General features: G+C 32.9%; 20 protein-coding genes. 10 read left to right on the top strand and 10 right to left on the bottom strand.

What is annotated here, in order from left to right; genetic code table 11:
- Nucleotides 1–5: 5 nt before the first annotated feature.
- Nucleotides 6–818, bottom strand: coding sequence for a purine-nucleoside phosphorylase (locus ACNQGG_RS15530; RefSeq protein WP_417965477.1), 813 nt, complete (start codon nucleotides 816–818; stop codon nucleotides 6–8).
- The gene (lpxK, locus tag ACNQGG_RS15525) at nucleotides 790–1,815 is read right to left on the bottom strand and encodes a tetraacyldisaccharide 4'-kinase (protein WP_417965475.1); all 1,026 of its coding nucleotides are present in this window, start codon (nucleotides 1,813–1,815) and stop codon (nucleotides 790–792) included. Before lpxK ends, ACNQGG_RS15530 begins: the two co-directional genes overlap by 29 nt.
- Nucleotides 1,816–1,932: 117 nt before the next feature.
- Here lpxK and ACNQGG_RS15520 point away from each other — a divergent pair, with 117 nt between their 5' ends.
- From ACNQGG_RS15520 to ACNQGG_RS15500, 5 genes are all read left to right on the top strand, one after another.
- Nucleotides 1,933–3,027 (top strand): Nif3-like dinuclear metal center hexameric protein, encoded by a 1,095-nt coding sequence (locus ACNQGG_RS15520; RefSeq protein ID WP_417965473.1) that lies wholly within the window; start codon nucleotides 1,933–1,935, stop codon nucleotides 3,025–3,027.
- Nucleotides 3,028–3,030: 3 nt separating this feature from the next.
- Nucleotides 3,031–3,810: a zinc ribbon domain-containing protein gene (locus ACNQGG_RS15515; protein ID WP_143385849.1), complete on the top strand. Its 780-nt coding sequence runs from the start codon at nucleotides 3,031–3,033 to the stop codon at nucleotides 3,808–3,810.
- Nucleotides 3,811–3,846: 36 nt separating this feature from the next.
- The gene (locus ACNQGG_RS15510; protein WP_417965471.1) at nucleotides 3,847–4,695 is read left to right on the top strand and encodes an alpha/beta fold hydrolase; all 849 of its coding nucleotides are present in this window, start codon (nucleotides 3,847–3,849) and stop codon (nucleotides 4,693–4,695) included.
- Between the two features lie 101 nt (nucleotides 4,696–4,796).
- Nucleotides 4,797–5,609 carry a 23S rRNA pseudouridine(2604) synthase RluF gene (gene rluF, locus ACNQGG_RS15505; RefSeq protein WP_417965469.1) on the top strand — a complete coding sequence of 271 codons (813 nt, stop codon included), beginning with the start codon at nucleotides 4,797–4,799 and terminating at the stop codon, nucleotides 5,607–5,609.
- Nucleotides 5,610–5,810: 201 nt separating this feature from the next.
- The gene (locus tag ACNQGG_RS15500) at nucleotides 5,811–8,060 is read left to right on the top strand and encodes a response regulator (protein ID WP_417965467.1); all 2,250 of its coding nucleotides are present in this window, start codon (nucleotides 5,811–5,813) and stop codon (nucleotides 8,058–8,060) included.
- 219 nt (nucleotides 8,061–8,279) lie between these two features.
- On the opposite strand, the gene ACNQGG_RS15495 is transcribed toward ACNQGG_RS15500, so the two are convergent.
- The 3 genes from ACNQGG_RS15495 to ACNQGG_RS15485 are packed head-to-tail and all read right to left on the bottom strand — an operon-like array spanning nucleotide 8,280 to nucleotide 10,629.
- The gene (locus ACNQGG_RS15495; protein ID WP_417965465.1) at nucleotides 8,280–9,665 is read right to left on the bottom strand and encodes a DUF4153 domain-containing protein; all 1,386 of its coding nucleotides are present in this window, start codon (nucleotides 9,663–9,665) and stop codon (nucleotides 8,280–8,282) included.
- A gap of 53 nt (nucleotides 9,666–9,718) precedes the next feature.
- Nucleotides 9,719–10,012, bottom strand: coding sequence for a winged helix-turn-helix domain-containing protein (locus ACNQGG_RS15490; protein WP_417965463.1), 294 nt, complete (start codon nucleotides 10,010–10,012; stop codon nucleotides 9,719–9,721).
- Nucleotides 10,013–10,014: 2 nt separating this feature from the next.
- On the bottom strand, nucleotides 10,015–10,629 hold the full coding sequence (locus ACNQGG_RS15485; RefSeq protein ID WP_417965461.1) for a hypothetical protein: 615 nt from the start codon (nucleotides 10,627–10,629) through the stop codon (nucleotides 10,015–10,017).
- Nucleotides 10,630–10,925: 296 nt separating this feature from the next.
- Here ACNQGG_RS15485 and ACNQGG_RS15480 point away from each other — a divergent pair, with 296 nt between their 5' ends.
- Genes ACNQGG_RS15480 through ACNQGG_RS15470 form a run of 3 tightly spaced genes read left to right on the top strand, consistent with a single transcriptional unit; the run spans nucleotide 10,926 to nucleotide 14,603 of the window.
- Nucleotides 10,926–12,617 (top strand): hypothetical protein, encoded by a 1,692-nt coding sequence (locus ACNQGG_RS15480; RefSeq protein ID WP_417965459.1) that lies wholly within the window; start codon nucleotides 10,926–10,928, stop codon nucleotides 12,615–12,617.
- Entirely contained in the window at nucleotides 12,610–13,854 is a 1,245-nt protein-coding gene (locus tag ACNQGG_RS15475; RefSeq protein ID WP_417965457.1) for a radical SAM/SPASM domain-containing protein, read from the top strand. The genes ACNQGG_RS15480 and ACNQGG_RS15475 overlap by 8 nt, the downstream gene beginning before the upstream one ends.
- 2 nt (nucleotides 13,855–13,856) lie before the next feature.
- Nucleotides 13,857–14,603: a sterol desaturase family protein gene (locus ACNQGG_RS15470; protein ID WP_417965455.1), complete on the top strand. Its 747-nt coding sequence runs from the start codon at nucleotides 13,857–13,859 to the stop codon at nucleotides 14,601–14,603.
- Nucleotides 14,604–14,611: 8 nt separating this feature from the next.
- On the opposite strand, the gene ACNQGG_RS15465 is transcribed toward ACNQGG_RS15470, so the two are convergent.
- From ACNQGG_RS15465 to argS, 4 genes are all read right to left on the bottom strand, one after another.
- Nucleotides 14,612–15,019, bottom strand: coding sequence for a DUF1801 domain-containing protein (locus ACNQGG_RS15465; RefSeq protein WP_417965453.1), 408 nt, complete (start codon nucleotides 15,017–15,019; stop codon nucleotides 14,612–14,614).
- Nucleotides 15,020–15,055: 36 nt separating this feature from the next.
- Entirely contained in the window at nucleotides 15,056–15,943 is an 888-nt protein-coding gene (locus tag ACNQGG_RS15460) for a bifunctional 5,10-methylenetetrahydrofolate dehydrogenase/5,10-methenyltetrahydrofolate cyclohydrolase (RefSeq protein ID WP_417965451.1), read from the bottom strand.
- Nucleotides 15,944–16,057: 114 nt separating this feature from the next.
- The gene (gene ffh, locus ACNQGG_RS15455) at nucleotides 16,058–17,407 is read right to left on the bottom strand and encodes a signal recognition particle protein (RefSeq protein ID WP_417965449.1); all 1,350 of its coding nucleotides are present in this window, start codon (nucleotides 17,405–17,407) and stop codon (nucleotides 16,058–16,060) included.
- A gap of 148 nt (nucleotides 17,408–17,555) precedes the next feature.
- On the bottom strand, nucleotides 17,556–19,334 hold the full coding sequence (argS, locus tag ACNQGG_RS15450) for an arginine--tRNA ligase (RefSeq protein WP_417965447.1): 1,779 nt from the start codon (nucleotides 19,332–19,334) through the stop codon (nucleotides 17,556–17,558).
- 132 nt (nucleotides 19,335–19,466) lie between these two features.
- Between argS and ACNQGG_RS15445 the strand changes: the two genes are divergently transcribed.
- Nucleotides 19,467–19,961, top strand: coding sequence for an outer membrane beta-barrel protein (locus ACNQGG_RS15445; RefSeq protein ID WP_417965546.1), 495 nt, complete (start codon nucleotides 19,467–19,469; stop codon nucleotides 19,959–19,961).
- 92 nt (nucleotides 19,962–20,053) lie between these two features.
- Here ACNQGG_RS15445 and ACNQGG_RS15440 read toward each other — a convergent pair whose 3' ends face one another.
- Complete coding sequence (locus ACNQGG_RS15440; protein ID WP_417965445.1) at nucleotides 20,054–21,061, bottom strand: 3-oxoacyl-ACP synthase III family protein; 1,008 nt, start codon at nucleotides 21,059–21,061, stop codon at nucleotides 20,054–20,056.
- Nucleotides 21,062–21,354: 293 nt separating this feature from the next.
- On the opposite strand from ACNQGG_RS15440, the gene ACNQGG_RS15435 reads away from it, so the two are divergent.
- The gene (locus ACNQGG_RS15435) at nucleotides 21,355–23,763 is read left to right on the top strand and encodes an alpha/beta hydrolase family protein (RefSeq protein ID WP_417965443.1); all 2,409 of its coding nucleotides are present in this window, start codon (nucleotides 21,355–21,357) and stop codon (nucleotides 23,761–23,763) included.
- The last annotated feature ends 143 nt before the right edge of the window (nucleotides 23,764–23,906 follow it).

Below are 23,906 nucleotides of genomic sequence, written 5' to 3'. Positions count from 1 at the left end.
AAATACTAATATTTCAAAATCAATTCCTTAATTAGATTTCTCACTTTTGGCTCTGCATTTTTAGCGGCTTTCAAAACTTCATCGTGCGAAATAGTTCCTATGCTTTCTGCATTGCCCATATCAGTAATTACAGAAATTCCGAATGTTTCTAAATCCATGTGACGCGCCACAATCACCTCGGAAACTGTTGACATACCTACGCAATCAGCCCCAAGAATTTTCACCATTCTATATTCAGCCAAAGTTTCAAAAGTAGGACCTTGCAAACCAAGATAAATTCCTTCGTGAACCTCAATATTTAATTCATCTGCTAATTTAGTTGCTTTAGCAATCATTTTTCTGGAATAGGGTTCACTCATATTTACAAAACGAGGTCCAAAACGCTCCTCATTTTTACCCCGCAAAGGATGTTCCGGTGTCATATTAATGTGATCCTTAATCAGGACAATTGAACCCACTTTATATTTTGGATTCACTCCACCAGATGCATTTGAAACAATTAATTTTTCAATACCTAAAAACTTCATTACCCGCACTGGAAAGGTCACTTCTTTCATTGAATAGCCTTCGTAAAAATGAAATCGTCCTTGCATGGCAACCACTTTTTTATTGCCTATTGTTCCAAAAACCAAAGCTCCTTTATGACCTTGGACAGTTGACACAGGAAAATTTGGAATTTCATTATAAGGCAACATAAATTCTACTTTCATTTCGTCAGTAAAACTACCTAAACCTGACCCTAAAATCACACCATATTCTGGTGTAAAACAAATCCTTTCCCTAATAAAGCTAACGGTTTGCTGTACTTGTTCCCACATAATTTAAAATCGTTTTATCAAAATTTTCACTTCCTGAAATAAAAGAACTTTTAATGGGAAGATAAAAAAGTTGCTCTCTTGGCAAACTTCCTTTCAATCGTACATAATCTTTTTCGGTAGTGATAATAAGACTGTTCTGAGCTACATTTTTAATTTCTAAAATATCTTTATCGGTAAAATGATGATGATCCGGAAAGGACAAACAGAGATCATTTGTCTTTTTAATATAATCAAAAAACGGATCGGGCTTTGCAATTCCAGCAACCAGTACTTTATCAAGCGATTTTATTTTGCTTACTTCCATCTTTTTATTTTCAGAATAAATACTATCGTCATAATCGATGTACGTAAAATACAATCCTTGATTGATGGAAAGTTTTAATTTGTTTTTAATCTCCTTTTGCTCGTCAAGCGAAAGATCAAAAGGACATTTTGTAATGATAATTATATTCGCTCTTTTAGCGCCGCTACTGCTTTCGCGTAAATTACCTGTTGGCAACATAAAATCATCCGAATACAAATCGCCGTAAGAAGTCAGTAAAATATAGAATCCCGCTTTTACTTTTCGGTGTTGAAAAGCGTCGTCTAGCAAAATAATTTCTGGTTTATTGAATTGAGAAAGTAGTTGTTCTATTCCATTTTTTCTATTGACATCAACTGCAACTTGAATATTTGCAAATTTTTTAAAAAACTGAAAAGGCTCGTCTCCAAGAATGGCAGCATTTGAACTGGAATCAGCCAAAATAAACCCTTCAGATTGCCTTTTATAACCTCGGCTCAACGTGGCAATTTTATATTCATCCGAAAGTAGCCGAATCAAATATTCAATTTGAGGTGTTTTTCCGGTTCCGCCAACGCTAAGGTTCCCAACAGCAATAATGGGTAAATCAAAAAAATAGGATTTTAAAATACCTTTGTCGAAAAGAAAATTCCGAATACTAGTTATCAAACCATATAAAATGGCAAAAGGAAACAGTAATTTTCGAAGTAAATTCATTTTACGAAAGTAGAATAAATTATCTTTGATTTAAAATTTTGTTTCTTTTGTTTGATGTTTAAAGTTCTGCTCGACAAAACTTTAAACCTTAAGCTTTAAACCTTAAACCTTAAACTAATGAAAATCAAAGAAATCATTTCCGTACTCGAAGAAATGGCGCCACTCGCCTACGCTGAAGATTTTGACAATGTGGGTTTATTGGTTGGAAATCAAGAAGCGGAAGCGACAGGTATTTTAGTTTGCCATGATGCTTTGGAAAATATAATTGACGAAGCAATTACTAAAAAATGCAATTTGGTAGTTTGTTTTCATCCCATATTATTTTCGGGGTTGAAAAAAATTACGGGTAAAAACTATGTGGAGCGAGCAGTTATAAAAGCAATAAAAAACGACATTGCCATTTATGCCGTTCATACCGCTTTGGATAATCATCAAGAAGGTGTCAATAAAATATTTTGTGACGCCTTGGGATTGGTTAACACTAAAATCCTGATTCCGAAGCAACATTTTATTTGCAAATTAGTAACGTATACGATTCCTGAAAATGCGGAAGAAGTTCGAAATGCATTATTTGATGCCGGTGCGGGAACAATTGGAAATTATGAAAATTGCAGTTTTAATTCGAAAGGCATTGGAACCTATATGGGAAACGAACACAGCAATCCTCAAGTTGGCGAGCGATTCGAATTTGTTCAAGGAGACGAAATAAAAATCGAAGTCACTTTCGAAAAACATTTAGAAAATAAAATTCTAAAAGCATTATTTAGAAGCCATGTTTATGAAGAAGTGGCCTATGAAATCTATGACTTGCAAAACCAGCATCAAAATATTGGTTTGGGAATGATTGGCGAATTAGAGAATCCCATGAAGGAGAAAGATTTTTTGCTTTTTGCAAAAGAGAAAATGCAAGCTGATGGCATTCGACATTCCAACTTTTTAGGAAAAGAAGTAAAAAAAGTGGCAGTTCTGGGTGGAGCCGGAAGTTTTGCGATAAAAAATGCGATTCAAGCTGGTGCGGATGCTTATTTAACCGCTGATTTAAAGTATCATCAATTTTATGAAGCCGAAAACAGGCTTTTATTGGCCGATATTGGACATTTTGAAAGCGAACGCTATACAAAAAATTATATTGTTGAGTATCTTCGGAAAAAAATCCTTAATTTTGCAGTTATTTTATCAGAAGAAAATTCAAATCCAGTTAAGTACTTATAGAATATGGCGAATACGAAAGAATTAAGTGTTGAGGACAAGTTAAGAGCAATTTACGATTTACAGCTAATTGACTCTCGAATTGACGAAATCAGAAACGTAAGAGGAGAACTTCCTTTAGAAGTAGAGGATTTAGAAGATGAAGTTGCAGGTTTAAGCACCCGTTCAGAAAAATTGAAAAGTGAACTTGAAGTTATCGAAGATCTTATCAAGGTAAAAAAGAATGCAATTGATGAGCACAAAGAGGCTATCAAAAAATATACGAAACAACAAGAAACTGTTCGTAACAACAGAGAATTTAATTCGTTGACTAAAGAGGTTGAATTTCAAGAATTAGAAATTCAATTGTCTGAAAAACAAATTAAAGAAATGAAAGCTTCTATCGAGCATAAGAAAGAAGTAATCTCAAATTCAAAAGAAAGATTGGAAGCAAAATCTAATCATTTGAAACATAAAAAATCAGAATTAGACGCTATTATGTCTGAAACTGCTAAGGAAGAAGCTTTTTTATCTGAGAAATCAGCTGAATACCAAGCTTTAATTGAAGAACGATTATTGAAAGCTTACACTAGAATCAGAACAAGTGTTCGTAATGGATTAGCTGTTGTTTCTATTGAAAGAGGAGCATCTGCAGGATCATTCTTTACGATTCCACCTCAGACACAAGTAGAAATTGCTTCAAGAAAGAAAATCATCACTGATGAGCATTCAGGAAGAATATTAGTCGACAGCACATTAGCCGACGAAGAAAAAGAGAAAATGGAACAATTGTTTTCTAAATTCTAATTACATTTAAGCCTCCTAATCGGAGGCTTTTTTATTATGAAGAAATCGTTGTTTTTTATTTTCACTAAATCCATTGGATTGTACATTAACATTTTGAGTTTTGTATTTCCAAAGAAAGCGTCGCAACTGGCGTATGCCTTTTTTAGTGAACCCAGAGAAGGAAAGTTATCCAAAACTAATCTTCCTGAAATCCTACAAGAAGCACAATCAGAAACATTTCATCAAGAAGAACATTCTTTTCAAACGTATACCTGGAAAGGAAATGACACCATTATTCTTTTGGTTCACGGATGGGAAAGCAACGCTTCTCGATGGGAGAACATTTTACCTTATTTAAAAAAATCAGGAAGTACCATTATTGCCATCGATGCCCCGGCACATGGCCTATCCAGCGGGAAACAATTTAGTATTCCTCAGTATGCCGAATTTATTCATATTGCTGTCGAAAAATTCAAACCACAATACCTGATAGGTCATTCTATGGGCGGAAAAACCTGTTTGTATTATCAATCGGTATATCAAAATGATTCACTCAAAAAAATGGTAATTCTGGGGGCACCAAGTGATTTCAATATTATCCTGAATAATTACATTGCATTATTAAGCCTGAACTCTAAAATATCAAAAGCATTAGAAGATCATTATTTAAATCATTTCAAACTCAGTTTAGAACAATTTTCAGGTAAAATGTTTGCTTCTAAATTAAACATAAAAGGATTTATTGCTCATGATATTGATGACACGGTAGTTTTATTTGAAGAAGGTAAAAAAATTGCAGGTGCATGGAAAAACTCAGTTTTTATCGAAACTAAAGGTTTGGGGCACAGCATGCACGACGATGAATTATACAAAAAGGTGGCTCATTTCTTATTTGAAACAAAATAACTAAAATAAGAAATACGTAAAATCTTTTACTGACTTCTCCATTCATCAAATAAATAAATAACCGCATAAACGATTAAACAATTTAGTACTACTTTTGCATCATGGAAGAAAATCTAAAACGCCTCAATAAATTCATAGGAGAAACTGGGTATTGCTCTCGCCGAGAAGCCGATAAAATCATTGAAGAAGGTCGTGTAACCATCAATGGAGTCGTTCCGGAATTAGGGACAAAAGTTTCCCCCGATGATGAAGTGCGTATTGACGGTAAACTAATCCGTGAGAAAAATGAGAAACCCGTTTATCTTGCTTTCTATAAACCGGTAGGAATTGAATGTACCACAAACCTAGATGTTCGCAATAACATTGTAGATTACATCAATTATCCTAAACGTATTTTCCCTATCGGAAGATTGGACAAAGCGAGTGAGGGATTGATTTTCATGACTAACGATGGTGACATCGTAAATAAAATATTGCGTGCCAGAAACAATCACGAAAAAGAATATACGGTAACGGTAAACAAACCTATTACAGATCGTTTCATCGAAAGAATGGGAAATGGAGTACCAATTTTGGACACGGTTACCCGAAAATGTAAAGTGGAACAAATCAGTAAATTCACCTTCAAAATCATCTTGACGCAGGGTTTAAACCGTCAGATCCGTAGAATGACAGAATATCTAGGGTATGATGTTACGGCTCTAAAACGCATCCGAATAATCAACATTTCGCTTGATATTCCTGTTGGTCGCTACCGTGATTTAACCGATGCTGAAATCAAAGAATTAAACGAATTGATTGAGCCTTCGAGCAAAACAGAAGAAGCCAGTTTCCCCAAAACGGAAGCGCCAAAAAGAAGAACCGAATTCATCAAAAAAGACGATCCGAGATTTAAGAAAAGAGGTGATTATTAAACCATAATCAACTATTAAAAACGATAGCTTTATTTTTATTCTTTTTTTGGATACAAATCACAAATCTAAATAAGGCCTCAACAAGCAATACACGCTGATTATTTGAATTTAGGATACAATTACTTAACCTTTTGTTTGAAGTATTTTAATCTGTTTTTTTGATGGACGCCCTAAATTTGTACGTATTAAAAAAAAATAGTCTTGAAATTTTCCTTCAACAACTTTCGCTACTTCAGAACACAACTATTTTTATCCTTTTCCTCAATGGTCTTTTTGATTGTTGTTTGGTTTATGTCTTATCTATATATCGACCATAAAGTGGATCATCTGAATAACTTCACTTACAAATCGTACCGGGTTTCACAAGAGTTTACTGGTAACATAAGAAATTTTCAAACATTTTTGTTGTTTGGATATAAGGAAAAAGACTTTTACATAAATCATAATCAAAAAGACCTTAAACTATACATAGACAACTTAAAAAGCCAAAGAAAGGAAATTGATCTAATTTTCAAAGAATCGAAAGAGTTGAACATTGGAACCAATCAATCCATGATTACTCTTTCAAAAGAAATGAATCATCTTTATGATATTGTAAATCAATTTAAAAAAACAGCATTAATTCGAGGGTTTAAAGACTATGGAGTTGAAGGTGAGATGAGGAACAAAGCACATTTTTTAGAAAAATATTCTTCGTTAAACAAAATTACTTTACTTCAATTTCGCAGACATGAAAAAGACTATTTGTTGCGTTCTGACAATACTTCCATTAAAAAATTTGAGGATTTGTATACTGCTACGCTAAGTGATAAAAATATTGATTCAGCAACCAAGCAAGTTCTTCTTGAATATAAAATCAATTTTGATGCTTTGGTGCAATTAAGTTCAAAATTAGGAATTTCTCAAAATGAAGGTTTATATGGACAAATAAATCAAATCAATGGGTTTATTGAAAATTCATTTGTTCAGATTATCCATCGCAATGAAAAAAGAGTAGATGAATTAAAAAAAATATTATTCTATTTTCAATTATGCCAAACACTGCTCATGGCACTCATTGCCCTACTATTATGCATCTATATCTCTAAATATTTCACGAAAGATATTCAACTGCTTACGCTAGATATTTCCAATTATATTAAGTCCAATTTCCAAGAAACGACATCCAATTTAAATCATAAATCATCCATTAGAGAAGTTGATTTTTTATTAAAAAGTTACGGAATATTAAAAGAAAAGCTATCTGAAAACATTATTTTTTTAGAAAAGAAAACGGAGCAAGCAAACAAAACAGCCGCATTCAAAACACAATTTCTTGCCAATATGAGTCACGAAATTCGCTCTCCCCTTAATGGAGTTATTGGAATGCTAAACATGCTCAAAACAAGTGCATTGAATAACGAACAAACCGAATACATAGAAATAGCGGAACACAGTGCTGACCATCTTTTGGGTATTGTAAATATGATTTTAGATCATTCAAAAATGGAAGCTGGTAAAATGAAGATAGAACAATATCCAATACATCTTAAAAAAGAGCTCACAAAACTGATGCGATTATTTGAATACCGAATAAATGATGAAAACATAAAACTGCATTTTATTTATGATGAAAGCATCTCAAATAGCATACTTGGCGATAATTTAAGATTACAACAAGTCCTGATTAACCTTATTGACAACGCCATTAAGTTTACCTCTCATGGAGATGTTAAACTTGAGGTTAATTTATTAAATCGAAGTGGTGATTTACAGTATTTGAATTTTAAAATCACGGATTCTGGTATAGGTATTGACCCTGATAAAACAGAACAAATGCTTTTAGCGTTTGAACAAGCCGATTTAACAACAACTCGAAAATATGGTGGCACAGGATTGGGTTTGACAATTTCGAACCAATTAGTGCAACTAATGGGAGGTACTAAATTAAATATTATAGCTTTAGAAGCTGGCGGATCGAGTTTTAGTTTTGACATTCCTTTCGAAATTAATACCAGTGCATTTTCAATTGAAGGCAACAATGAATCCCAGTTCAATAATCTAAAAGATGTAATTATTACTAAAGCATTAATTGTTGAAGATAATTTAATCAATCAAAAAGTACTACAAAAACTCTTGAATAAGCTTAATATCCCTTCAGATATAGCAATTAACGGAAAAGAGGCGGTTTCTTTGTATAATGAAAATGATTATGACATCATTTTTATGGATTTACACATGCCTGAAATGGACGGGTTTGAAGCAACAGAAAAAATACATTCCTCTGCAAAATACCAAATCAACGCAATACCTATTATCGCTGTAACTGCAAGCGCATTTGATGAAGACAAGGTAAAAGCCATTTCTAACGGAATGGATGATTTCATAACGAAACCCGTTGTTTTAAAGAACCTGGAAGAAATAATAGCCAAACAAATGCATTTGAAATGTTTTCAATATAAAAATTGCTGAACTGATTACAAAGTTTAATAGGCCGTTCCAATAACTCGCTCATGCCAAAAATTACAACTGTGCCAGTATATTTAGGAATAAAACAAAGAAGCAAATTTAACCAAAAAGAAGCACCAAAAAGATGAGGCAAATTCATCAAAAGAGACAATCTTAGATGTAAGAAAAGAGAATTTATTAAGAATAGAAAAACCCATTCGCATCTAGAATGGGTTTTTACTTTTATTTCTTAGTTAGAAATTCGTAATACAAAGCTTTTGATAAAAAGTTATCCGATTGTCTTCGACTAATCTCTTTCTCTCTTGTAAGTTCAATGTATTGTTCATCCAATTGCTTTAGTAAAAAATAGTCTCGACGAGGTTCATCATTAAAATTTAAGCCAGATAAAAATATAGGCTCTACCCCTTTATTTACAGAAATATTGTAATTCGTGATTATATTCCCCCAATTAATAAAACTGCATAAAAGTATTGTTCCATAGAAATACCAAATCATTTTATTGAAAAGATAAGCGTTTGTTTTTTGTTTATAAATCTTCAAAAAAGTAATTAACAAACCTACAATTGCTAATAACAAGAAAGCGAAAACTCCAAGTCTTTTATAGGTTAAGCCAAATGCAGCAACATACTCAACATTTTTTATAATCGTACTGATAATTAATACTATGTTCAATGCTATCCAAATTTTGGATAGTAATTTGAGATTACTCGCTTTCTTGTCAAAATTAAATCCATTTTTGAAAAAGAATAGCATCACTCCTACCGCCATTATTATTGAAAAGATAACTGCATTTACTCTTTCATGTGTTGCGGCACTCAAAGACACCACTACTTGTTCCTCAAAAAACTGTTCATAATTATAGGTACCAATAAAAATTAAAATCATACAATTTAAAAGCACTAAAGTAATTTCACCGCTCTTTCTTTCGAAATCCAAATCAAGAAATGAAAAAGTTGGTTGATGCTCCATTCTAGTCTCACTACTAAAATCATTATCTAATTTTGAATTAAAATCATAACAAACATCAGGAACCCAATAATTCCAGAAACTGAACGAAATATAGAAACCCAACAAAGCAATTAGAAAGATTTCCAAAACATCCAAATCTAAAGTATAATTCGTAAATAAAGCTGAAAAATGGTTGCTACCGAAAGCATATACTGTAAAAAAAACGGTTATAAATAGAGCTGGAATAATAAAGTAAGCTATGAGTTTTTTAGCAAAATCATTTTTGATTTCTTTTTTTGGAAGCCATTGACTAAACATCAATATACGACCTAGTGAAGCAAATCCATTGATAAATACAATTGGGAAAATCTGTACTATTTTAAGCTTTACTTCATGAGTTTTAAATTGTAAAAAAAGAACAGACATAAATAAAGCCAAAAAAGAAACAAAATCGCCATACCAAGCAAAGGCAAAACACGACAAAATAGAGGTGATCACTAATTCTAAATGCAAACGACTTGTAAATCGATCCTGAAAGAAATAGCAAATCATTCCAGTTAATACTAAACCGAAAATCGCCAGATTTACTCCTACTGCTTCCTTGTAAAAAAGCAATGTAAAAACCATGCTACAAGCTAAAATTAAATGGTGTTTTTTCATAATAAAAAATTTAAAAGTACTTTGAATTTCAAAGTATTTAGTTAAAAAAAGGGTTATTTAGATTTAATTAATTTTTCAAGGCTATTTAAGTGGGAAACAAAAGCAGTTCTTCCAATATTGGTAACTCGATACGACGTTTTTGGCTTTTTACCGACAAACTCTTTTTTTACTTCGATGTAGCCCGATTTTTCCAAAGCAGAAGAATGACTCGCTAAATTACCATCAGTAATCTCTAATAAGGATTTCATTTCGGTAAAATCAATCCAGTCATTTACCATCAAAACAGACATGATGCCTAGTCTGACTCGACTTTCGAAATCCTTATTTAATTTATCAATGATTCCCATTTCTATTTATATTTTTTGAACATAATTAAACCGTACAGAATATGTAAAATTCCAAATCCTATAGCCCAAAAAACAAGTCCATATCCAAGATAAAAAAGGGAAATACATCCTAAAAAAATTTCACAAATACCCAAATATTTAATATCCGAAAAAGTATACTTTTCAGCATTAATAAGTGCTAAGCCATAAAACAATAAAGTTGTTGGTGCAATCAGGGCAAATAATTGATGGTATAAAAGCGCCACACAAAATACACCTCCAACAAATAAAGGAATCGCTAAATGGAGCAACATTTTTTTAGTAGTATTGGTCCACACAGGTAAATTAGCACTTTTACTTTTTCTTAGAGTGAAAAATATGCCAAATACCATTGCTAAAATCAAAATTAACAAAGCGACGAAAGTTAATTCTATTATCAAATTATAACTATATATCTTTTGTTTACCATCAAAATATTCAATACCATGCTGTTTAAAAAGCAGATATACATACATTGCCCCAACTAATGCAACTATTCCTGCAAATACTCCTGAAAGGCCACTTAGCGAAATAAATCTTGAAGAGCGCTCCATCATGGAACGAATATGAGATAAATCTTCTTGATGTTTTTGATTCATATTTAAAGTACTTTGAAGTACAAAGTTATATTATATTTTCGAATAACAAAATATAAACTGATTATAATTCAAAAAAAATAGCTTTTGTTATCATCTCTTTAAAATTAAATCTTCAGCTCTAAGATGGTCTTACTTAATTTTAAAAAACTTTTTATTTCGATAATACTTACTTCTTGTTTTGTATTTACAATAGAATTATTTATCATGAGAATTACTAAATCAATTAATTATGTAACTTTACTATTCTCTAATGTTTGATTTTAAAAACATTCTACATTCAACTTAAATTTTGTAACATGAAAAAAAAACAAAGAATGTTCAATTTTCCCTTATTACAATCCATTAGAAAAAAAAGCAAAATTATTTCCATAATAATGACTTTTGCTTTTTTAAACCTATGTATTGGCTGTTCTTATTACAAATCCAAACCTATACAAACAAATTCAGACAACTTTGCCAGTCAGTACAAATCCATAAATAAAAGAGACCGTTATGTAATCATTCATTCCGGCCATGAAACATGGCATTTAAACAATTTATTTTTAAATGAGGACAAAAAAGAAATGACTGCTTCTCTTCTACCGGTTAATGAAAACCATGCCTTGTATCCTTTAAAAGAGCATAAAAAATCGCGACAATACAAAAAATCAAAATCCAGCAAAACATTAGAAATTCATTTTTATACTAATGAAATTATAAATACAGCTGGTTCTTCACAAGTCGTTATTCCGTTTTCAAATATCAACAGGATTGAAGTTTATGAACCCGATACTGCGAAAAAAGTGCTCAGTATTGCAGGTTTTACCGTTGCAACATTAGCCATAATTGCAGTTATCATTGCAGCAACTAAAAGTTCCTGTCCTTTCATTTACATAAAAGAGGGTAATTCATATGCTTTTACAGGAGAATTATATCCCGGAGCGATACTCCCATCACTAGAACGAACGGACTACCTTCCGTTACCTAATTTCATTGTACAAAATGAAGAATACGAACTTAAAATCACCAATGAATTACTGGAGATTCAGTATACTGATTTGGCGCAACTTGTCGTTTTAAACCATTCCCAATCTAATGAAGTGCTGTTGGACCAAAACGGAAAACCTCATACTATTTCTAAAAAAGAAAATCCAGAACAAGTTCGTATTGATGAACATTCCATAGCAACAAAACCAGCTTTAGAAAAAGATAGCTTCTCCTATCTTTTTGATGATAAAACATTTACAGATAATAAATGGAATAATATTGTTTTAACCTTTTCTAATTCGAATCAATCCAATCAGGCAAAACTAGTTTTATCAGCTAAAAACTCCCTTTGGTTTGACCTTGTTTATGGAAAATTTAATGAACAGTTTGGTTCTTATTTTAACCAATTTCAAAAACAACAGCACAAAGTCCCAGCAGAAAAAAATATTCAATGGAGAAATGAACAAGGTATTCCACTATCCGTTTATATTAAATCAAATAATGAATGGATTTTAGTTGAAAAAATAAATCCTGTTGGACCAATGGCATTTAGAGATTTAATTATTCCTATTGACTTAGAGAAAATAAACACTAAAAAAATTGAAATAAAACTCGAGTGTGGCTTTATGTTTTGGGAAGTAGATCATGCAGCTATTGATTTCAGCAAAGATAATCCTATTGAAGTGCACTATATCAATCCTTTTTTTGCTATCGATGAAAATGGTAAAAACGTAACTCAATTACTTGACAAAGAAGACAAAAATTATTTAATCCAGCCTACTATAGGAAATCAAGTTGTTATCAAGTATCATGTCAAATCTCCAAAAAGCGGGGAAAAACAAAGTGTATTCCTAAAAAACAGAGGCTATTATGAATACATAAGAGATTATAAAGGAATCCCAAATTTTGCAAAATTGAAAACTTTTCGAGAAAAAGGGGCACTGTCAAAATATTCTAAAGAAGAATATGCTCGATTTATAACAACTCCTAATCTGACTGAAATAGTATTTAATCATGAATAACGATAATTACATCAGTCAAAGTGTTTCGGTTTCTTTTATTAAAGAAGATACGACTAAAGTTTCTCAAACCCAAAATAGGCAATCGCTAGTTTCAGGTTGGAGAAAGAAACTTACGGTGCTATCATTTCGTTTGACAATTATTGGTATTGCCATCAAAAGCTATAATAATCCATGGAACTGGATCTATGTACCTTTAACTTTAATCAAACTTAGAAGAAAAAATCTTGGTCAACATTTTTTAAACAAATTGGCTTATGTTGATAACAGGTACTATTGGGGACTTTATACTCCCGGATGGAACGGAATTCCGTTCAAAAGATTTATTGCCGCTGAAATGAACCATGTTATTCCTGTAAAACAAAAAACAAACCGTTTTATAAATGCCTATGTCGCCATAACAAAGAAGTGTTCCCTACAGTGCGAACATTGTTATGAATGGGAAAACCTAAATAAGAAAGAAACCCTTTCCCCTGATCAGCTAAAAAGTATTGTTGCAAAAATTCAGGAACGAGGAGTCAGCCAAATTCATTTTTCCGGAGGAGAACCACTTTTAAAAGTTGATTTACTAGTAGACCTTTTAAACAGTTCAAAAAAAGAAACTGATTTTTGGGTGCTGACTTCAGGATACAAATTAACTCCAGAGAATGCAAAAAAATTGAAAACGGCAGGATTAAATGGCGTTATAATTAGCTTAGACCATTTTGACCCAGAAAAACACAATCATTTCAGAGGTTTTAAAGAAGCTTATTATTGGGTTGAAAAAGGAGTGCAAAATGCAATAGCTAATCGATTAGTTGTCGCTTTATCACTTTGTGCATCGAAAGATTTCACAACTCTCGACAATCTGATGGAGTACGCCAGTCTTGCTAAAAAACTAGGTGTTTCTTTTATTCAAATATTAGAACCTAAAGCTGTGGGCCATTATCATGGAAAAGAAGTTTCTTTATCAACCGAACAAATTAGTCTTTTGGAAGATTTTTATTTAGAAATGAATTACAATCCAAAATATAATAATTATCCTCTTATCAGTTATCATGGCTATTATCAAAGACGACAGGGATGTTATGCAGCCGGGAATCGCAGTTTTTATGTTGACACAGACGGAGACATTAATGCTTGTCCGTTTTGCCAAACAAAAACAGGAAATGTTTTAGACGCCAATTTCGATCAATCAATAATGGAATTACAAAGTTTTGGATGCCAGCAATTTATTCGAAAAGATAATTTAAAAAATTAACTATGTTTTTCTTCAACGAATATAGCTGGATGGCAGGAGCCATTATATTAATTTTCAGGTATTTCCTTATAGCGGGAATCGCCTATTTTGTTTTTTACATTTGGAAGAAAAACAAACTTTCCCATTTAAAAATCCAAGATAAATTCCCTACTTCAAATCAACTAAAAAATGAGATTTTTTTTTCTTTCCTCACCTTACTTATCTATAGCGGGACAAGTGGAATCGTATTGTATTGGTATCAAAAAGGGATTACAAAAATATACCTTGATATAGCTGATTATGGAATATTTTATTTAATAGGCAGTATATTCTTAATGATTCTTATTCATGACACCTATTTTTATTGGACACATAAATTAATGCACAGTTATAAATGGCTCTATAAGTTTCATAAAATTCATCATCTATCACATAACCCCACACCTTGGACCGCCTTTGCCTTCCACCCGGCTGAAGCATTAATTTCTTTGGGAATAATTCCTTTGATTATTTTTATTATGCCAATACATCCGCTAGCACTTGTATTATTCCTAACTTTCATGACTATCTACAATGTTTTAATACATTTAGGTTATGAAATTTTTTCTAAAAAAAAGATTTTTCATCTAATAGGGAAATGGAAAAACACAACTACAAATCATGATTTACATCACGAAATTGGAGGAGGTTTTAATTATGGATTATATTTCTCCATTTGGGACCGAATCATGGGAACTTACAAAGAAAATAAAGACTCAAGATTTAAGTAAAAAAGAGATTATTGGATTTTTCTCCGCTTCGCTTTTACAATTTGTTCATCAATCAAAACGGCTTCATAGATTTGCTTTCTCAAAAAAGCAACATCAATTGCTGCGACAGAAGTAAACGTTATTTTGGAAGTAAACTTTGTTGTTTCAAAAGTCTCATCTAAAAATGAAGTGCCTTTACAAAAACCAATCGCTACTCCTTGCTCTACTTTCCCCCAAGGGATGGAAGCGGGCCAAATAAAGCAAATTCGAGAATGACAATAATAAAAAGGGACATTATAAGCCAATTTCTCTTTGCAATTTGGAATACATTCTAAGATAATTTTACGCAAAAAAAGAACGATTTCTAGTTCCTCTTCCGGCAGATAATCTAGAAACTCATCTATTGTCTTAAATTGCATTCCTTGTAGATTTCCCATAATAAAAAAAGCCTACTCTTGTGAATAGGCCTTGTTCTAATTATTTTTAGCACTTCTCAGTTTTCTGGCCAGAAGTGTGTTTTTTAACAACATTGCAATCGTCATTGGTCCTACTCCACCCGGAACGGGAGTTATGAAAGAGGACTTTTTACTCACTTCGTCAAAATCAACATCTCCTGTGATTACATATCCTTTTGGGTGTGAAGCATCTTCTACTCTGGTAATACCTACGTCAATTACAACCACTCCGTCTTTCACCATATGGGCTTTAAGGTAATTAGGAACTCCTAATGCTGTAATGATAATATCAGCATTTTTTGTAAACTCCTCAATGTTTTTAGTTCTACTGTGAGTCAGTGTTACTGTTGAATCACCTGGATATCCTTTGCGGCTCATTAAAATACTCATAGGTCTTCCTACAATATGGCTACGTCCAATAACAACGGTATGTTTTCCTGCTGTTTCTACTTTGTAGCGTTCTAACAATTGCATAATTCCAAATGGAGTTGCCGGTAAAAATGTTTCCATTTCTAAAGCCATTTTTCCGAAATTAGCAGGATGAAAACCATCTACATCTTTATCAGGATCAATAGCCATTAATATTTTTTGCTCATCAATGTGTTTTGGCAAAGGCAATTGAACGATATAACCATCTAGATTATCATCTTCATTTAGTTCTTTGATTTTTGAAAGCAATTCAGTTTCAGTAATAGTTTCTGGTAAACTTACTAAAGTGGATTCGAAACCAATTTGCTCACAAGAACGTACTTTACTGCCAACATATGTTAAGCTGGCTCCATTAGTACCAACGATTACAGCTGCTAAATGAGGCACTTTTTCCCCATTGTTTTTCATCAGTTGAACTTCGGCAGCAATTTCCTGTTTAATATCTTCCGATGTTTTTTTTCCGTCTAGTAGTTGCATTTCTTCTTTTTTAAAAAGTTTAAAGCTTAATGTTTAAAGTTTTGGAAACTTAAAACGAAAACGCTTAAATATTAATATAATGTGTTTCAAAACTGAATACCGAACACGATTTTTTTATCGCATTCCTGGCATACCACCTTGCATGCCACCCATCATTTTCATTAGATTTTTTCCTCCAGGTCCTTGCATCATTTTCATCATCTTGCTCATTTGCTCAAACTGTTTCATCAACTGATTAACTTGCTCTATTTTTGTACCGGAACCTTTTGCAATTCTAGCTTTTCTCTTTACATCAATTAGAGCTGGCTTGCTTCTTTCTATTGGAGTCATCGAGTGAATAATTGCTTCTATATGCTTGAAAGCATCATCTTCGATTTCTACATCCTTCATGGCTTTTGAAGCACCTGGTATCATTCCAACCAAATCTTTCATATTACCCATTTTCTTAACTTGCTGTATTTGGGACAAGAAATCATCAAAACCAAATTCATTTTTAGCAATTTTCTTTTGGATTTTTCTTGCTTCTTCTTCGTCAAATTGCTCTTGTGCTCTTTCTACCAAAGACACAACATCACCCATTCCAAGGATACGTTCGGCCATACGAATAGGATAGAATACATCAATTGCATCCATCTTTTCTCCTGTACCTACAAATTTAATTGGTTTGTTTACAATAGTTTTAATTGATAAAGCTGCACCACCACGAGTATCACCATCTAATTTTGTTAAGATAACCCCATCAAAATTTAAAATATCATTAAATGCTTTAGCCGTATTTACTGCATCCTGACCTGTCATTGCATCAACAACAAATAAAGTTTCTTGTGGTTGAATCGCTTTATGAACACGCGCGATTTCATCCATCATTACTTCATCAACAGCTAAACGACCTGCAGTATCCACAATCACTACATTAAACCCATTAGCTTTTGCGTGTTTGATTGCATTCTGTGCAATTTCAACTGGATTTTTATTTTCTGGTTCAGAGTAAACCTCAACTCCAATCGAATCCCCTACGACATATAATTGTTGAATAGCCGCTGGACGATAAATATCACAGGCAACCAAAAGTGGTTTTTTATTCTTTTTTGTAAGTAAATAATTTGCCAATTTTCCTGAAAAAGTAGTTTTCCCTGATCCTTGTAAACCTGACATCAAAATCACTGTAGGATTTCCTGATAAATTAATTCCGGCAACATCACCACCCATTAATTCAGTAAGTTCGTCTTTAACTAACTTAACCAATAATTGTCCTGGTTGAAGTGTCGTCAAAACGTCTTGACCAATTGCTTTTTCTTTTACTTTGGTAGTAAAATCTTTTGCGATTTTAAAGTTAACATCGGCATCCAGTAAAGCTCTTCGAACTTCCTTTAATGTATCAGCTACGTTTACTTCGGTGATTTTTCCGTGCCCTTTTAGTATATGAAAGGCTTTATCTAATTTATCGCTTAAATTATCGAACATGATTTTTTATTTTATTGAAGTGCAAAGATAAACTAATTAGATAATTAGGCAATCAGATAATTGGATAATTGACAAACGAATTTCAATTTATTTTAACAAAAAAACGACCTCTATTTGAAGTCGTTTTGTATTTGAATAATTTATTTTATTACATTCTTTCGGGAACATTAATTCCTAACAAACTAAAAGAAGCCGCAATGGTATCAGCCACTTTTTTAGACAATTGAACCCTGAAAATTTTCTTTTCTAAATCTTCTTCACCAAGAATAGGGACAGCCTGATAGAATGAATTGTATTCACGTACCAAATCATACGTAAAATTTGCCAGTAAAGCCGGACTATGATTGTGTGCGGCATTTTGAATTACCTCAGGAAATAATTCCAACTGTTTTAATAATTCTTTCTCTTTTTCGTGCAATGTTACCATTTCGGATGTATTGGAAAAGTCAAAATTGGCTTTGCGAATAATCGATTGAATTCGGGCATAAGTGTATTGAATAAATGGTCCTGTGTTTCCTGCAAAATCTACTGATTCTTCGGGATTGAAAAGGATTCGTTTTTTTGGATCTACTTTCAAAATGTAATATTTCAAAGCGCCCAAACCGATAGTATTGTATAATTTTGTTTTTTCTTCAGCTGAATAGGTATCTAGTTTTCCCAAATCCTCAGCAATTTTCTGTGCTGTATCTGTCATTTCCTGCATCAAATCATCTGCATCAACAACAGTTCCTTCACGGCTTTTCATTTTTCCGGAAGGTAAATCTACCATTCCGTACGATAAATGGAAAAGATTTTCGGACCAGTCAAAACCTAATTTTTTCAAGATAAGAAACAATACTTTGAAATGATAATCCTGTTCGTTTCCTACGGTATAAACCATCCCGCCTACATCTGGGTAATCTTTTACACGTTGAATAGCAGTTCCAATATCTTGCGTCATATAAACGGCCGTTCCGTCTGAACGAAGTACAATTTTTCGGTCTAAACCTTCATCTGTTAAATCAATCCAAACCGAACCGTCAGGATCTTTTTCGAAAACACCTTTCTCCAAACCAATTTGAACAACGTCTTTTCCTAGTAAATAGGTATTACTTTCATAGTAATAACAATCAAAATCGACTCCTAAATTTTTATAGGTGACTGCAAAACCGTCATAAACCCATTGGTTCATGGCTTTCCAAAGATTTATTACCTCAGCGTCTCCAGCTTCCCATTTCAGCAACATTTCTTGTGCTTCAAGAATGATAGGCGCTTGTTTTTTCGCCTCCTCTTCGGTTTTTCCGGCACTCATTAATTGGGCAATTTCTACTTTATACGCTTTATCAAAAGCAACATAAAAATTTCCAACTAATTTATCTCCTTTTAAACCCGTTGATTCTGGTGTTTGTCCGTTTCCGAATTTTTGCCAAGCCAACATCGATTTACAAATATGAATTCCTCTATCGTTTATGATCTGCGTTTTATATACTTTTTTACCCGAAGCTTTGATAATTTCGGCAACAGAATATCCTAAAAGATTGTTACGAACGTGACCTAAATGCAACGGTTTATTCGTGTTAGGAGAAGAGTATTCTACCATGACAGCTTTATCTTCAGCATTTGGCGTAACGAAACCAAACCTTGCATCATCTTTGATTCCTTTGAAGAAATCTAAATAATATTCGTCAGAAATAACAATGTTTAAAAACCCTGAAACTACATTAAAACGACACACTTCTGTTAGGTTTTCCACTAAATAGTTCCCTATTTTGTTTCCCAATTCTACAGGATTACTTTTAATAACTTTCAATAATGGAAAAATAACCATCGTAATATCTCCTTCAAATTCCTTCCGAGTGGTTTGAAATTCAACTTTGTCAATAGCAATGTCAAATAAAGCCTGAACAGCTTTTTCAATAGAAGGTGTAAGAATTTGTGATAATGTCATTTTATGTATTTATTTAAAGGTTGCAAATATAGTTATAATGCATCGATTTGAAAATTGGAAAACAATATAATTTCCGAGTCAAAGTATCTTGTTTGAATATTTACTAATTACAGTTGTGTCATTTTTTTTTAAATAGTTGTAACAATTCATCCATTAAAGAGTCTATTAGGTAACTTTTGGCTTTTCGTATTTGATGCATACAATAAAAAAACAAGAGGTGTGGTAGCTGACGAGTTTGTTGAAGTAAATGTAACAGCCGTTAATGCGCGTATCAGTAATACATTTAAGGCTTCTAAAAACTTACGCTTTCAATTATCAAGTATGTATAGAGGTCGCGATTTTAGGAATACAATGCTGAGACAACCAATATGGAAAATGGATTTAGGAACCAGTTATACAGTTCTAAAAGGAAGCGGAACCACTACAGCAAGATTGAGCGATGTTTTCAATACGATGCGCTTCGCTTTTGAAGGAACCAAAACAAAAAAACTGGAAGGACAATTCAACTGGGAAAGTCAATCGGCATATATTGGATTCAATTACCGTTTTGAGGCAGGAAAAAACAAAGCGATTGAAAGAAAAGCACGTGATAAAAACGAAACCCAAGGTGGTGGTGGACTTTTATAAAATAAGTTTTAATAGTTTGTTGCAAAAAGAAAACCCGGAGTATGCCAACTCCGGGTTTTCTGATATAAATCGTTACAACTAAAAAAGATTTTTCACCATTTTATAATAGCACTTCCCCAAGTAAAACCACTACCAAAAGCAGCCAAAACTACTGTATCTCCTGATTTTATTTTCCCTTGTTCCCATGCTTCAGTCAAAGCAATAGGAATAGAAGCGGCAGTTGTATTACCGTATTTTTGAATATTGTTATATACTTGGTCGTCCGTCAATCCAAATTTCTTTTGGATAAATTGAGAAATTCTCAAATTTGCCTGATGTGGAATCAACATATCAATATCCGAAACCTGCAAATTATTAGCCTGCAGCGCTTCATTTATTACTTCGCTAAAACGAACTACAGCATTTTTAAAGACAAATTGCCCATTCATATAAGGGAAATAACTTTCATCATCTGGATCATTATCGGCTAAAATATCAGTAACCCATCGCCCTCCCATTCCTGGTGCTTTTACAATTAATTCTTCGGCATGTTGTCCTTCAGAATGTAAATGTGTGGACAAAATTCCTTTGGTCAAATCTTCTTCTCTGCTCAAAATTGCTGCTCCTGCTCCATCACCAAAAATTACCGAAACACCTCTGCCTCGCGTCGTCATATCCAATCCTGCCGAGTGCACCTCAGAACCAATTACCAAAACATTTTTATACATTCCCGTTTTTATGTATTGATCCGCAACGGACAACGCATAAATAAACCCGGAACATTGATTCCTTACATCCAAAGCCCCAATAGTTCTAAGACCTAAATCGCGTTGCACCAAAACTCCCGGGCCAGGAAAATAGTAATCCGGACTCAAAGTAGCAAAAACAATAAAATCAATGTCTCCTTTTGCAACACCGGAACGCTCAATCGCTATTTCAGCCGCTTTTACTCCCATCGTAGTTGTAGTATCTTCCCCGCGAATAATATGTCTTCTTTCTTGAATACCCGTACGCTCCTGAATCCACTCATCATTTGTGTCAATAATTTTCGACAAATCGTCATTAGTAACTATATTGGAAGGAACGTAAAACCCCAATCCTGCTATTTTTGAATGATACATAGTTTTATTATTTCATTAAAATCAACGATACATATTTAACAATATGCTAAATCTCAGGTTCCAAATTACTACTTTTTTAGTAATATGCAATTATAATTTTCAGGAGCTATATCCTGCTGTACACTGTATCTTTTATTCTCGTAAAAAAAACGAGAATAAAAGGATGCCGCTCCCATCAGGGCTAGGGATTCAGATTAAAAATAAACATTTATTTTCAAAAATGTAACAATATAAAACTAATTTAGACAAATCATAACAATTATATCTTTCATCAATTTAAACTATTTATATACATGAAGTTAAAAGTAACCTTATTATTTCTAGGTCTAAGCCTATTCGGTTTCGCACAAGAAAACCTAACCTATCAAAGACCTTCCAAATCAATTTTGGATTTAGCTAATTATCAAAGAGCACCTTCTGTATCTATGGATACAAAAAAAGAATACATGCTTTTGTCCTATAGAAATACCTATAAAACATTAGAGGAATTAAATCAGGAAGAATTGCGTTTAGGCGGTTTAAGAATCAATCCAATAACCAATATTTCGAGTACGGTAACCTATATTACTAATCTGAAATTACGAAAAATACAAAGTCAAAATGAGATACAAGTTACTGGTTTACCAACAAATCCTCACATCAGCAATATTCTCTGGTCACCTAATGATTCTAAGATTTTATTTTCTAATACAATCAATATAGGTGTTGAACTTTGGGTTTTGGATGTAGTATCGGCAAAAGCAAAAAAATTGACCGAAGCCACCGTAAATGCTAATCTTGGCAATCCATTTAACTGGCTCAATGACAACGAAACTATTTTGGTGAAAATGTTACCAAAAAACAGAACAGCACTATTGGATGCTAAAAAAGATATGCCAACGGGTCCAATTATCTCCAATGCTGATGGTTCAAAATCACAAAACAGAACCTATCCGGATATGTTAAAAAATAAAAATGATGAAATCAATTTCGAAAACATAATTACTTCTGAATTGTATAAAGTAAACATTAACGGGGCAACAACTTTATTCAAAAATGCCGACATGTATGCAGGAGAAAGTTTTTCCCCAGATGGTAATTATCTGATGTTAACCACTATTCAAAAACCATTTTCATATATCGTTCCGTTAAGTCGTTTTCCATTAAAAACAGTCGTTTATGACAAAAATGGTGTTGCAATAAAAATAGTAAATGAAGTGCCTTTGAATGAAATCATGCCAAAAGGGTTCATGGCGGTTCGCAAAGGAAAAAGAGAAATGGCTTGGAGAAATGACAAGCCCGCAACAATATCTTATGTTGTAGCACTGGACGAAGGAGATCAAGCAAACAAAGTGCAGTTTAGAGATGAAGTATTTCTTTGGGAAGCCCCTTTTAGCGCAGACGCAATTTCGTTACTAAAAACACCACAAAGATACAGTCATATAATTTGGGGAAATGATGCCGTTGCAATCGTTTCCGATGAATGGTATGATACTCGAAACACAAAAACCTACTTAATAAATCCATCTGATTTAACACAAAAACCAAAAATAATCACGGATAGAAACTCACAAGATATTTATGCTGATCCCGGAACTTTCGAAACCAAAAAAAATCAATATAATAAATATGTTTTAGCCATTGAAAATGATAACGCTTTCCGTATAGGTGATGGTTATACTAAAGATGGACAGTTTCCATTTATTGATGAATTCAATCTAAAAACATTACAATCAAAAAGATTGTATACTTCACTTTACAAAGATAAAAAAGAAGATTTACTGGAGATTGAAGATTTCAAAAAAGGAAAGGTTTTAGTTCAGATTCAGTCTAAAAGTGAGTATCCAAATTATTACTTTAGAAACATTAAACAAAAAAATGGCCTAACTCCAATTACCGCTTTCAAAAATCCATTTGAAAGCATTAAAAACGTTAATAAAGAAGTTATCAAATACAAACGAAAAGATGGTGTGGAATTATCCGGTACTTTATACTTACCTACAGGATATGATAAAGTCAAAAAAGAGAAACTACCTTTATTGATTTGGGCATATCCAGCTGAATTCAAAGATAAAAGCAGTGCAGGACAAAGCAATCAGAATCCAAATGAATTTACATTTCCTTATTATGGTTCTTTTGTATATTGGGTAACCAAAGGATATGTTGTCCTTGACGATGCTTCGTTTCCTATCATTGGAGAAGGAACCACAGAGCCTAATGACAATTTCATTACGCAATTAGTCGATGATGCCGAAGCAGCAATCAACGCAGTAGATGCTTTAGGTTATATCAACAAGAAAAAAGTAGCTGTTGGTGGACATTCGTATGGCGCTTTTATGGTAGCTAATTTACTGACTCATTCCAATGTTTTTGCCTGTGGAATTGCCCGAAGTGGTGCATACAACAGAACCCTAACTCCATTTGGTTTTCAAAGTGAGCAACGCAATTATTGGGAAATTCCAGAAGTGTACAATACAATGTCACCTTTTATGAATGCCGAAAAAATGAAAACACCAATGCTTTTAATTCATGGTGAAGCAGATAACAATCCTGGAACTTTCACATTGCAAACTGAACGTTATTTTCAGGCTCTAAAAGGATTAGGAGCACCAGCAAGAATGGTAATTTTACCAAAAGAAGCCCACAGTTATGTGGCAAAAGAAAATATTTTGCATTTGCTTTGGGAACAAGATCGATTCTTGGAAAAGTATTTAAAAAATTAGCTCGGATAATTTTCAAATGGCTTTGCAGTGTCCCGTCCTGAAAAAACGATACAGATTATTAGATAAAATTAAATATTAAACAGTAGCAAAAATGTTTTTGCTACTGTTTTTTGCTTTATAGGTTCTCATGTTAATTATGCTTT

The sequence above is a fragment of the Flavobacterium esculini genome, assembly GCF_048284325.1.
GTDB lineage: Bacteria > Bacteroidota > Bacteroidia > Flavobacteriales > Flavobacteriaceae > Flavobacterium.
The sequence above is the reverse complement of the archived record's forward strand: the minus strand, read 5'-3'. Positions and strand labels throughout refer to the sequence as shown.